The 12,046-nt window shown below is 37.8% G+C and carries 14 protein-coding genes; 9 read left to right on the top strand and 5 right to left on the bottom strand.

All coding sequences use genetic code 11. From position 1 onward, the window contains the following. Positions 1-22: 22 nt before the first annotated feature. The 5 genes from BK584_RS12175 (at position 23) to BK584_RS12155 (ending at position 4,358) form a co-directional block, all read left to right on the top strand. Positions 23-1,342 carry a UDP-glucose dehydrogenase family protein gene (locus BK584_RS12175; RefSeq protein ID WP_078392856.1) on the top strand — a complete coding sequence of 440 codons (1,320 nt, stop codon included), beginning with the start codon at positions 23-25 and terminating at the stop codon, positions 1,340-1,342. A gap of 58 nt (positions 1,343-1,400) precedes the next feature. After that, on the top strand, positions 1,401-2,060 hold the full coding sequence (locus tag BK584_RS12170) for a GIY-YIG nuclease family protein (protein WP_078392855.1): 660 nt from the start codon (positions 1,401-1,403) through the stop codon (positions 2,058-2,060). A gap of 270 nt (positions 2,061-2,330) precedes the next feature. Then, positions 2,331-2,564: a hypothetical protein gene (locus tag BK584_RS12165; protein WP_139365664.1), complete on the top strand. Its 234-nt coding sequence runs from the start codon at positions 2,331-2,333 to the stop codon at positions 2,562-2,564. A gap of 267 nt (positions 2,565-2,831) precedes the next feature. After that, entirely contained in the window at positions 2,832-3,431 is a 600-nt protein-coding gene (locus tag BK584_RS12160) for a DUF308 domain-containing protein (protein WP_078392853.1), read from the top strand. A gap of 141 nt (positions 3,432-3,572) precedes the next feature. After that, complete coding sequence (locus BK584_RS12155; RefSeq protein WP_078392852.1) at positions 3,573-4,358, top strand: hypothetical protein; 786 nt, start codon at positions 3,573-3,575, stop codon at positions 4,356-4,358. A 189-nt stretch (positions 4,359-4,547) separates the two neighbouring features. Here BK584_RS12155 and BK584_RS12150 read toward each other — a convergent pair whose 3' ends face one another. Both BK584_RS12150 and BK584_RS12145 read right to left on the bottom strand, forming a co-directional pair. Beyond that, positions 4,548-4,778, bottom strand: a complete 231-nt coding sequence (locus BK584_RS12150) for a helix-turn-helix domain-containing protein (RefSeq protein ID WP_078392851.1) — start codon at positions 4,776-4,778, stop codon at positions 4,548-4,550. 136 nt (positions 4,779-4,914) lie between these two features. After that, on the bottom strand, positions 4,915-5,088 hold the full coding sequence (locus BK584_RS12145; protein ID WP_245808848.1) for a helix-turn-helix domain-containing protein: 174 nt from the start codon (positions 5,086-5,088) through the stop codon (positions 4,915-4,917). Between the two features lie 303 nt (positions 5,089-5,391). Here BK584_RS12145 and BK584_RS12140 point away from each other — a divergent pair, with 303 nt between their 5' ends. Further along, positions 5,392-5,571: a hypothetical protein gene (locus BK584_RS12140; RefSeq protein ID WP_078392850.1), complete on the top strand. Its 180-nt coding sequence runs from the start codon at positions 5,392-5,394 to the stop codon at positions 5,569-5,571. A 415-nt stretch (positions 5,572-5,986) separates the two neighbouring features. Here the strand turns inward: BK584_RS12140 and BK584_RS12135 are convergent, their stop codons facing one another. Next, entirely contained in the window at positions 5,987-6,394 is a 408-nt protein-coding gene (locus BK584_RS12135) for a hypothetical protein (protein ID WP_078392849.1), read from the bottom strand. After that, complete coding sequence (locus tag BK584_RS12130; RefSeq protein ID WP_078392848.1) at positions 6,391-7,476, bottom strand: response regulator aspartate phosphatase; 1,086 nt, start codon at positions 7,474-7,476, stop codon at positions 6,391-6,393. Before BK584_RS12130 ends, BK584_RS12135 begins: the two co-directional genes overlap by 4 nt. Positions 7,477-7,690: 214 nt before the next feature. On the opposite strand from BK584_RS12130, the gene BK584_RS12125 reads away from it, so the two are divergent. After that, complete coding sequence (locus tag BK584_RS12125; protein ID WP_078392847.1) at positions 7,691-7,876, top strand: hypothetical protein; 186 nt, start codon at positions 7,691-7,693, stop codon at positions 7,874-7,876. A gap of 96 nt (positions 7,877-7,972) precedes the next feature. Here the strand turns inward: BK584_RS12125 and BK584_RS12120 are convergent, their stop codons facing one another. Continuing rightward, entirely contained in the window at positions 7,973-8,683 is a 711-nt protein-coding gene (locus BK584_RS12120) for a DNA alkylation repair protein (protein WP_078392846.1), read from the bottom strand. Positions 8,684-9,128: 445 nt separating this feature from the next. Between BK584_RS12120 and BK584_RS12115 the strand changes: the two genes are divergently transcribed. Beyond that, complete coding sequence (locus BK584_RS12115; RefSeq protein WP_078392845.1) at positions 9,129-10,046, top strand: helix-turn-helix domain-containing protein; 918 nt, start codon at positions 9,129-9,131, stop codon at positions 10,044-10,046. A gap of 953 nt (positions 10,047-10,999) precedes the next feature. After that, complete coding sequence (locus BK584_RS12105; protein WP_078392843.1) at positions 11,000-12,031, top strand: flagellin N-terminal helical domain-containing protein; 1,032 nt, start codon at positions 11,000-11,002, stop codon at positions 12,029-12,031. Positions 12,032-12,046: the final 15 nt, after the last annotated feature.

The following is a 12,046-nucleotide window of genomic DNA, read 5'->3' as shown; positions in this document are numbered from 1 at the left end:
TAAAAAAGAGGAGTATTGAATTATGAAAAAAATAGCTGTCGTAGGAACCGGCTACGTAGGTCTAGTAACCGGAGTCGCTCTATCAGAAATAGGACACTGCATCACCTGCGTAGACGTCGACCAAGTCAAAGTTGAAAGCATGAGCGCAGGCAAGTCTCCAATCTATGAGCCTGGTTTATCTGAACTGATGACGAAGAACTTTGAAGCTGGGCGGTTAACTTTTACAACAAAACACAAGGAAGCATTTGAAGGTGCGGATGCTATCTACATCGCTGTTGGAACACCTCAAAAAGAAGATGGTACCGCGGATCTTCGTTTTATTGAATCCGTTGCTGATAATATTGCAGAACACTTAAACAATTATGCTGTTGTTGTCACAAAGAGTACGGTCCCAGTTGGTACGAATGACTATATCAAGTCTTACATTGAGAAGTATACAGATGTTCCATTTGATGTTGTCTCAAATCCAGAGTTCTTACGTGAAGGTTCCGCGGTGCAGGATACATTCAATGGTGATCGTATTGTAATTGGTGCGGACAGCCCAATTGCAGGAGAATTAATAGAAGAGATTAATAAGCCATTTGGTATTCCTGTTTTCCGTACGGATATTAGAAGTGCAGAGATGATTAAATATGCGTCAAATGCGTTTCTAGCGACGAAAATTAGTTTTGTTAATGAGATCGCAAATCTCTGCGAAAAGCTTGATGCCAATGTCGATGATGTTGCAAAAGGGATGGGACAAGACAAGCGGATTGGCGAGAAGTTCTTGAATGCCGGTATTGGGTATGGAGGCTCTTGTTTCCCTAAAGATACGAGCGCTCTTGTGCAAATTGCGGGGAATGTGGAACATGAGTTTACCTTATTAAAAGCAGTTATTGAAGTGAATTATAAGCAGCAGCGTCTTTTGGTTGAGAAAGCGAAAGAACATTTTGGTTCGCTTCGTGGCAAGACCATTGCTCTGCTTGGACTTGCTTTTAAACCGAATACAGATGATATGCGTGAAGCGGCATCTATTATTCTAGCGCAAGATCTAGTGCTGGCTGGTGCGAATGTCATTGCATATGATCCAATTGCGATGGAGAATGCCAAGAAGATTCTTCCGGAAGCAGTAGACTATGTAGGAAGTCCACTAGAAGCAATCAAAGGCGCTGATACGGCATTTGTTGTGACAGAGTGGAAAGATATTTGTTCGTTAACAACAGAGGATTTTAAAGCGAATTTGAAAGAGTCTGTCGTGTTTGATGGACGTAATTGTTTTAATTTAGAGGCAATGAAAGAGGCCGGGATTGAGTATTATTCGGTTGGGCGTCCTGTTGTGAAAGTGGAGAAAGAGTTGGTTTAATATTTAATGAGCCCCCTTATTTCAATAAGGGGGCTCATTTTGCTATGGAGGAAAGTATATGATTTCGTTAACAAAGGATATTGATAGTTTATATAAGCAGCTTATATCATATGAACCGAACCCTATCACCGACTTAATTTGTGAGATAAAAAAGAACAATGGAGAATTGCATAAAAATTACCCTTCTGGTTGGAAGTTTAAGAGTTTTTTAGATGAGTCACTGCCGAGTTTAATTGATCAGGGTGGTATTTATGTATTTTGGTGGCGGAATAAATCCTCTGGTGACTTAGATCCTTTTTACCAAGAGACCTGTACAAGGTCGTATCAAGTTCAAGGGAAACAGATTATTGGACATACAGGGGAGATCCCTGCCTACCATCAGATAGAAATCAATTTTAGTGATGAATGGTTAGAGCAATACAGAGGAGATATCCCTTTATACGTAGGGAAAAGTGCAGACTCAATTCTGAAAAGAGTGAGGCAGCATCTACAAATTAATCATACGAAATATAAAGGTAAAACAACAGCAGATCAGCTACGCAGAGGAATTGAAAGGTTGTTTTATTTACACCCTCATACTGCTAATCTTATAAAGAATCATGTGGAGTACAGTTTCATTCCTCTGCACGGAGTGGATGATGTAATCAACCGCTTTTATTTAGAGGATTACGCAATAGGAAAGCTGCGACCGTTGTTCAATATTGATATTGAACGGTAATGATTAGTAGACTACTGAAATTTAGCATCTTCCGAGTCATCTAAGCTACCACGATCTATAAGTACGATTTAATACCTATTTCTTCTAAAACGGGATTTAATATAAGTGAATTAGAACAGAAAATTGGAGTAACCTTAGAAAAAAATAAAGAATTACATTTTGTCCAAGCATTAAAAGACTAATCTAAAACAGCTAATAGATGGATTAATAGCTCGACGGCAGCGGCAGCCACAGCTGGAGTTATACCCATACATACAAGTTGGATTGATGGTGAAACTTGCAACACTATACGATAAACCGTTAACGAAAGACAGGGCAAAGGAACTGATTCTTGCTAATTTAGTGGGGAACATTGGAAAAACAGCGTTTAGGCAATTAGGGAAATTTGTTCCTGGCTATGGCTCTCTAATTGGTGCATCAGTTGCGGGTTCATTTACATGGGCAATGGGACATGCGATTAAAAAGATATATGAGCAAGGTTTAGATCTTGATATACTTCTCTAAGTAATTTATGAAAGAAAAAGATAAGGAAACGGTTAAAGCCTAAAGAATGAATGTCTCCATATTGATATTATTCATGGAAAAGCTCGGGGTCTAAAGATTTATAGATCCCGAGCTTATTTTTCGTTTGATTAAGTAAAAAAATGATTGTTGTCGTAAATATCGTGGTGAGATTAATATTTTAATAGTAAGATATTACCTCCTAACATTGCCTTTTTAAATAGGACATATATAATTGTGAGGACTATATATATGGGGGTAATTGTCTGAATGGGTTTTATCGTATTAATATTAACATTGGCGAGTCTAGTATTTGTAGTACTAGGGATTTTTAATTTAATTCGCTATCGGAAACAAAGAGAGTATCATAAAAAGTATTTGGGATTTATCGGTCTTGGAATTGTTTTTTACATAGTTGGTATTATACTTATTCCTGATGAATCAAACGAAGAAGTCGTTACAGCTGATGTGGAAAAGTCCGAGGGTTTGGAAACTGAAAGCCAAGAAGATCCTCATTCAAAAGAAGGATTAGAAGAAACAAAGGAAAAGGAGTCTAGTATATTTGAATTAACAGATGAAATGACGGATGATTTATTTGAATCTTATATCGAGGCTCAAGCGGAAGCAACCTATACAAAGGAAGATATTGAAATGACTTTTTACAAAGGTATGGATTACCCAACCTATCAAACGGAAGCGCTTGGAAATATCATGCTTGCTGAAGCTTATTTTAATGAACAAACAAGTGTAGCACTTGATGTAGTCATTGCAAATGATGGATTCATTGGTATATTAAATACAACTGATGATGGTATTACGGGTCATGTTCATTTTGATGATATGTATGAGGCTAAAGCTTATTTTAATTAGTGTTTTATCTCAGAGCTGTATGGATTTTTTAAAAAAAGCTCGACTAACTAATAATGTATATGCAAGTAGTTTGTCTTTTCTAATAGCTAATGGAAATAGGACAAATCACCTTTTGCATAGACTATTTTGGGAGGGGTGCCGATGCCAATATTAGAACAACTGGAAATAGGTGAAATTAAAGAGTTAGTAGCTATGGAAATATCGAAAATGAAGCTTGATAGAATTAGATTTGAAATGAACCATTTAGGATTTAATTCACATAGCTATTTAGTTGGAATTTGGGGAAATGAATATTGGTTGTTAAATGGATTTGATCGGTTCCATTGTCTTAAAGAACGTCGGATGATACAAAAAGTCAACTGTTTTCCAATTGTGTTGAATGAAAAGGGTGCGTTATATGCTCATATTTTAAAGTGGTTATTCTTCCATCGAGGTAAAACGACTGATATACAGAAGTGTATTCATTCCATTATAAAATGGAAGGGGGAAGATCTAGCATTTGAGTTGATACAATCAATTACCAATATACCTCAAACGCTGGTAGAAACGTATTTAAATCCTAAAGACTTGCCAAATGAATTAATAGGTAAAAATGATGAAAGAGCAAAATTAAGAAACAAAATAAGCGATTTATATAAGATAGGCCTTAATCCTCAAGTAATTGAATACTTGCATCTTTTAGAACTGAATGAGGGTAACAAAAAACAGGGACATATAACAACGCATAATAATATCGGTATTTTAAGAAAAGTTATTCGAGAAGTGCATGGATTTAATGATATTTCAATTGAGAACCAAAAAAGAATCTTAACCCGTTACCTTAATTTCCGAGAATTTATATTGCAAGATGCACGTAGGCAAGTAGTAAGTTGTACATTGTATCAGAGGTCCAAGGTAAACGTTAAAAATTTAAAAATAAAAAAATGAATTCATAAATATAATTTGCTCAAAAAGACCGCATGCGGTCTTTTTGTTATGTAAAAACTATTTTATTTCCTACTCATTCATGCTTTTTCTGACAATGAAATAAATAATAAATGCACTAGCCCCAACGAAGAGCAATTGGGGCAATGAGGGATGAAAAATCAAATATAGTAAAAACCTCTTTAATCTAAATCAGTAATCTCTCGGATAGCGGCTCTTATCTTCTGATCGGCCTAACAAATAATCAAGAGAGACATTGAAGTAATTTGCCAATTTTATGAGTGTCTCAATATTAGGTTCATAATCGCCCTTTTCATATCGTCTATATTGACGAATGGATATAAGGAGATGTTCTGCTAAGTCTTGTTGAGTAAAGTTATGTTCTTCACGTAATTGTTTTAATCGTACTCTGAAAGAATTCAAAAAACCACCTCAATATGTATTGACAAGACGGAAAGCGTCCTGTAAAGTAAGGATTAACAAAGGACGCTTTCCGTCTTGTTTTGTTCTTTAATATAAGTTTTCATCCGATCGCCCGACCAAATAATCCAATGAAACATTAAAAATGATCATCAAGTTTAATTAAAACGTGGAAATCTGGAAAGCGATCGCCACTTGCATAATGCTGTACAGCTCGAATACTTATACCTAAAAGTATGGCAAGTTCTTGATAGCTAAGATTATTGGCTTTTTTTAATTCTTTCTTGGCTTTATTAACTTTTTTATACCTCAAGAACAACAATCAGCTATTCGTGTATAACGCACTAATTGGGCATGAGTTCAAACTATTATTGCTGCATTTATTCACTATATTCAATTCTCTAAATCTATCATGTATCTGAAGCTTTTAAACGAGTTTGTTGACAAGATCCTCATTTATTTACGTAACCCTTTCATTTTAACACCAATGGCCTTTCTGAACATCTTCATGATTAACAAATAGTCGTTTTTTTATCAACAAATACTACTAAATGTAACCGATTATTTTGCTGAAGAGAAGATTGAATACTGTTTTAGCTAGTAGAGGAGGCTTCCCATGTCCATTTATTACACTCGTCTGTGCATTGCTGAAATTCGTTTTGACCTTTTATCCATTGGGTACGATTTGTCTGCCTCAGACTCAGTTGAGGAGAAGGGGGCAGGTGAAAAAGTCTTAGAAGTTGTAAAAAAACTTGATGAGTTTGAACAGGTAGTGAAGAATGGGTGCCATGTGTAACCGATGTTTACTGTAGAATCTCACGCATACTAAAGGAATATTAATATCACAAAACCTTTAAAGAACTCTCAACCATAAAGCTTTATTGCGTGGTTAAGGGTTCTCCTTCTCTAATTTAAATCTCATTGCTTACTTTGTAATCTTTTTAACAATGAAATAAATAATAACTGCAATAAGCCCAATAAGTAATAATTGGGCAACAAGCGAAGAGAAATCTACTATAATAAAAACCTCCTTTGAGAAAAATCAATAATCTCCCGCTATGTGGAAAAGAGACTAAGGAATGAACATTCATCTGCAAAAAAAAGAAAGCATCCCAAATGTGAGCTTTCTTTTTTGTATTGGGTTTAATGTTTTGCTACTGATTAAGCGAAATCATGCATGAATTTATAAAAACAGCGAGGCTCGTCCGCCATTAAACGAGCGAAAAGCCCAATTCGTTCGTTTCATCTGGTGAAGCATGTGTAAACTCATGTTTGCCAAAAGGATCGACGAGATCGTTTGAAGCATGAGTAAACTCATGTTTCCCTGAAGGTTGAACGAGATCGGTTGAAGCATGTGTAAATTCATGTTTCCCAAAAGGTTGAACAAGATCGGTTGAAGCATGAGTGAACTCATGCTTACCTGAAGGTTGAACGAGATCGGTTGAAGCATGTGTAAATTCATGTTTCCCAAAAGGTTGAACAAGATCGGTTGAAGCATTCGTAAACTCATGTTTGCCATCAGGCGTTAGTTGATCGTCAGATTGATTTGTTGCTGCATGTCCAAAAGTGAAAGAGGCAAGAATAAACGTTGTCGCTAAAGCAAGGGTTAATTTTTTCATGATTGGTCAACTCCTAATTTAGTTTGGTTTTTATTCATTGCATTTGACAGCTTTGAAAACTTCAGTGCGTTGGGAAAATCGCCTTTCGATTCATAGAAGAGAGACACTTCTTCAGAGACCTCCGAACATTCGAAGAATAATTCATTTTTTTCTAATTCTCTGATTCCTGATTCGACTAGTGACAGACTGTTCTCGATATAAAGTCCTCTGCTTATCATGCACCTCGCTTTGAATTCATGCAGATCATGCTTCTTTAATTCGACTTCCATTTCAACAAATCCTGCCAAATTTCTTCCTAATTTTAAATGAATATGAAACCAATAGTATTTTGTTTTCAAGCCGGCAATGGACTCTGCATGCTCATGTATGGATAGTGCTTTTTCAAAGAAAGAGAGTGCTTCTTCAAGCTTGTTCTGTGTCACCCGATTCAGTCCCATATTGTGGAGGACTAGTGCATGGGTATAAGGGTATTGATAAGAAGGCTCAAGCACATCCATGTACCTGTTTTCGGCAGACTCAAACCGTGTTAATTCCGTGTCAATGGCGGCTAAAACCATCTCGCAGTTGATCTCATTCTCTTTATAATTGCTGTGCTCTCCGAAATATTCCAATGCTTGTTCAATATACGCTGTGGCGAACGTATATTGATTGATCCGATAATAGCTAATCCCTAATTTCTCTAGAAATTCAGCTTTTTCTGCTGGGTCATTCACTTTCTCTAGTAATTGCTCGGCCACCTTGTATGAGCGGATAGCCGATTTGTATTTGCCTTGCAAAAACGCATGTTGTCCAGAAACATAGTAATACATAAATTGAAGGTAATCGTCTGCTTGGAATTCGACCGGAGAGAGGGTTTGTGTATTCGTCGTGGTGGAGTCTTGATTCCGAGCCATAAGCAAATCATGTCTAAATGATACCAACTGATAATACGCAATCATCTTATCGTCTTCTTCCATTTTATCGATCATCTCATACGCTTCTACCTTCAGTTTTTGTGCTTGTTTGAGCTCTTTTGCGATGATGTAGCTATACCATTCAGCAATCTTATGCCCAACCTCCGCTGGTGCCAATAACAAAGCCATACGCGCTCCTCATTTCCAATTATTTGATAATTAAGGATAGTATACCTGTTCTATCGACAAAAAAGATAGAGATTTGATGCATTTCCCAATAACAGAAAAGTGAATTTTTATGTTATTGGTCACGAATAAATTTCCTATTCATAAGAATGCACTGGTTAACAAAATGATTGATTGGGAATAGAAATAAAAAGGTAAAAGGGAGGGGAGCGCGCTCATGTCGTTTATTAAGTTCATTTCCACTGCAGTTCTAGGGGTTCTCATCATTACGTTACCAGCGATTTATTTGATTTCTGGTGAGATGACGTGGACGACTGTTTTAGAAGTAGTCATTCCGTTCACCCTAGCTTTGATCGTTATCTATTTTTTTACTGGATTAAGGAAAACAGAAAAGGGCTCATGATCTTGGAGTAGAATGAATTTTAAAATTTTCTCCAGCGACTTTCCTTGATAAAGGCTTCATCCTTTACTACTCTCGGACTCAATTCCATTATAAAGGCTAACTCTTCTTTCGATTTAAGTAGTAGTCCCTTGTGCTCTTATCAAACTTTTCTATAGCGTATCTCAAGGTGATTCTGGGCATGGTGTGAGCGTGTTTATTTAAGAACGATTTCAGCTTGTCTCCGTCTTTCTTGCCTGCTTCACGAATAAAACTGCCCACAGCCTTGTTGATGAAATCTTCAGGATCATGTATCAGAATCTCAGCGATAGCAAACGTGGTTTCCGTGTTGCCAGCTTTGATAAAGCTATGCGTACTTACCATAGCTGTTCTTCGTTCCCAAACAGTAGAGGAGTGTGCCAGTTCGTACAGTTTATCTTTTGGTTTATCTAGTAAATAAGTCCCGATTACAGAAGGAGCGGCACGATCAACGAGATCCCAGTTGTTGATTCGATCATGTCTCCGTATATAAAGCTCGTACAAAGCTTGCCTGTTTTCCTCAGGGAGTTTCTTGGCTTTGGCCTGAAAATCCATAATGCTCACGGCGCCCATTCTCACTTCATAATAATCGTTTTCCAGAAGCCGTTCGACTTCGGTTAAAGGCATATCCGTAAATTGCTTAGCAAGTTGAAAAACCGTACGCATGTTAAGACCTAAGCATTTTGTGTTTTCGTCTGAACCTTTAAAGTACTTTTTCATTTTTTCGATTTCCGCTTCATTTTGATGTTGCTGCAACTCATGTATAAAGCATTGAGAAGTATGAGTATCCATGAAAGCAAAACTCCTTTCGGTTGTTGGAATAAAGTATAGCATGCTAACGTTTTCATATTTCTTCTAGATTGTTGCAACCGAGGAATCCTAATTTTTAGTGCTCCTTAAAAAATTAGATGATGCAGACAAAGATCATACAGACAAAAAGATGATAAGTCTAATTGTGGCAATGTTTTGTAAATGGAATAGTTATATGATTAGTACATATGAACATAAGAAAGTTTAAACGATTTGGTAAGAAAATAGTATAAAATAAGCGTATATCATGGGTCTGTTACGGAATGGCTAGCTCACTGCAAAACGCACTTAACGCGTGATTGCAACCAGAAAAATCACGATGCTACGCAAAAAAAAGAGAAAGTGCAACTGTAAATAGCAAGGTTGCAACCTCTGATAGGTAGAAGGATCATGGCTGTCGGTTTACGATAAGGGTGAGGTGAAGAGAATGGAATTTTATCAAAAACTAAAAAAGCTGAGAGCACAAAAAGGATGGTCCCAAGAAGAATTTGCTGAAAGGCTTCAAGTCTCCAGACAAGCGGTAAGTAAATGGGAGAACGGACAAGGCTTTCCGGAAACAGAAAAACTGGTGAAAATGAGCAGGTTATTCCAGGTTTCGCTCGATTACCTATTAAAGGGTGAAGGTCAGCCCTTTGGAGCACATGGAACAACTGAGGAAGGGTACTATGCCAGTCAGGAAGTTGTGGAAGCCTATCTTTTAAATAAGAAGCAGGGCGCAAAAAGAATCGCAGTTGGAGTGGCTATTCTTATAGCTTCGATCTTACTCCCTATGTATGTTCAAGAAACATTTAGCTATGTGTTGTTTATGATGGTTGTTGCTAGTGGAGTGGGCATCTTGGTGTGGCAAGGATTTAGCGTAAAAGCGTACAAGGAACTTGAAACACAACCGTTAATTTTTGATGATTCGTTTATTCAAGATTTTAGACAGAAAAGCATGGCCAATCGAAAAAGGTATGGATTATTAATCGTCACCGGAATTGTGATCATTATAGTTAGTTTTGGGATACCTTTTTTGACTAACGACACAGGTCATGCAGACAGAGATCCCCTCTTAGCACTAATGCCGCTAATATGGGCATGTGCTGTGTACTTGTTTATTATCGCAGGGTCGGCAATGGAGGGCGAACGATTGATTGCCAACAATGAGGAATATGTAAAGGAATATGAACAATATGAGGAATCGAGCAAACATAGCTGGATTCATGCGGTGATTTGGCCAGTGGCCGCTGTTATTTTTCTGGCAATCGGTTTTATTTGGAATGCCTGGCATCCTGGGTGGTTAGTGTTTCTAGTTGCCGCCGTTTTTACAACCGCTTATACGACCTGGAAAAGTAGCAAAGATTGAATCAAGCGTGGCGGTTTTACTTTTAAGGAAATGAATCGTTGGTGTGATTGTGATCATAAGCATGTCGTTTCTAAGTGGAATCGTCTTTTTTTACTCAGCCCTTTTTAGGAATGGCTTGGGCGTCTTTCTCTACATGAGTCCGTTGTTTTGATTTTTGGAACTCCTGCTTCGATTATTTCTGATTTTTGTAAATAAAAAGCTCGTTCTTTGGCTTTCTCTTTTGCTTCATGCAGGTGTAGCGTTCATCATCTTGTTGATAATCGTATTGATTGATTCACTCCTAGTAAGTAGGCCTTATGGAGAACAATTCGAGCTATGGAGTGGAGTCATTGTGTACGGTGTGGTGACAGCGCTCGCGTTTGCCCTAGTTGATGATCGATTTAAGAGGAAAAATTGGATCTATAAATCGCTGTAAGTATTGGGAGAGCGTATTACTAGGAATACATGAAAAGAAAATAGGCGATAAGTGGCTTGATCTCTGTCGGGTTCAAGCCATTTAATCGTTTCTGAATCATTCAGTTTCGTTAAAAAAGCAATTTTCTACGTGGTTGATGCATGAAAACATCCTACTTTACGAGGTGTGGATTAACGTAGTGTGGTAAAAATCATCAAATTAATTCTAATAAACTATAAACATATTAAAAAAGGTGTCGATAAAAGAAACAGAAGCAAAAAAGCCAAGAAAGCGATCATATATGGCATGAAGTAGAAAAAGCCATGCCAAAGAGGATTAATCCTTCAAACACGTATCAGTGAATCAATCGTAGTCAACGAAGAATTGATGATTCCTGTTATTGAAAACGAAGGGAACCTCGTAAAGCTTCGGATCAAAGAAGTATCGATCTGGCGTAAAGAGAGCACGAAAAAAGAGTAGGGTCAAACCTTCGCTTCGGCGAGTTTGAATATAAATCCTCAAGGATGAGGTAAAACAACGATAAGGATGTGTTCAAGTAATGATTATCAACAACAATATGAGCGCAATGAACGCTCACCGTCAACTTGGTGTGAACCAAGGAATGGCTGCAAAAGCTCAAGAAAAACTATCTTCAGGTCTTCGCATCAACCGTGCTGGCGATGACGCAGCAGGTCTTGCAATTTCTGAAAAAATGCGTGCTCAAGTTCGTGGGCTTGATCAAGCGAGCCGTAACGCTCAAGATGGTATTTCTTTAATTCAAACGGCAGAAGGCGGACTAAATGAAACACATAGTATCCTTCAACGTATGCGTGAACTAGCTGTTCAAGCTTCAAATGATACAAACGAAGGAACTGATCGTGAAGAAATTCAAAAAGAAGTAGATGAGCTTGCTAAAGAAATTAGCCGCATTTCTAATGACACACAATTTAACAATAAAGCTCTAATCGACGGCACGGCTTCAAACGTTAAATTCCATATTGGAGCAAACGAAGGACAAAACATCTCCATTTCAATTAATAATATGAGCGGAGAAGCATTAGGTGTTGCTACTACAACAACGGCTAGTGAAGATGGCACTACAATTGTTGATGCAGATGGAACTACTATTGGTACATGGCAAGCAGCAGCGGATGCAGTTGAAGCAGATCCTGATGCTACTCCACCAGTTGAAGCTTCACCAGCTACAGTAGCTGGTTATTACCAGGACGGAGAACTTGTACTAGCTGCAGATCAACAACTTGAGGGCGGCGCAGTAGCGACCACAAAAGGGGTGGACGTATCTAATTCTGAAAATGCTAGTGAAGCAATCACAGCCATTCAAGGAGCAATTGATAAAGTATCTTCAGAGCGTTCTAAATTAGGTGCTACTCAAAACCGTTTAGAGCATACAATCTCTAACTTAGAAAACACTTCTGAAAACCTTACTGCTGCTGAATCACGTATCCGTGACGTTGACATGGCGAAGGAAATCATGGAGTTCACAAAGCAAAACATCTTGTCTCAAGCATCACAATCCATGCTTGCACAAGCGAACCAAGCTCCACAACAAGTTCTTCAACTTCTTGGTTAATAAACAGAGGACCTC

The sequence above is a fragment of the Shouchella patagoniensis genome (genome assembly GCF_002019705.1).
GTDB classification, from domain to species: domain Bacteria; phylum Bacillota; class Bacilli; order Bacillales; family Bacillaceae_D; genus Shouchella; species Shouchella patagoniensis.
This window is presented reverse-complemented; position numbering and strand designations above follow the sequence as displayed.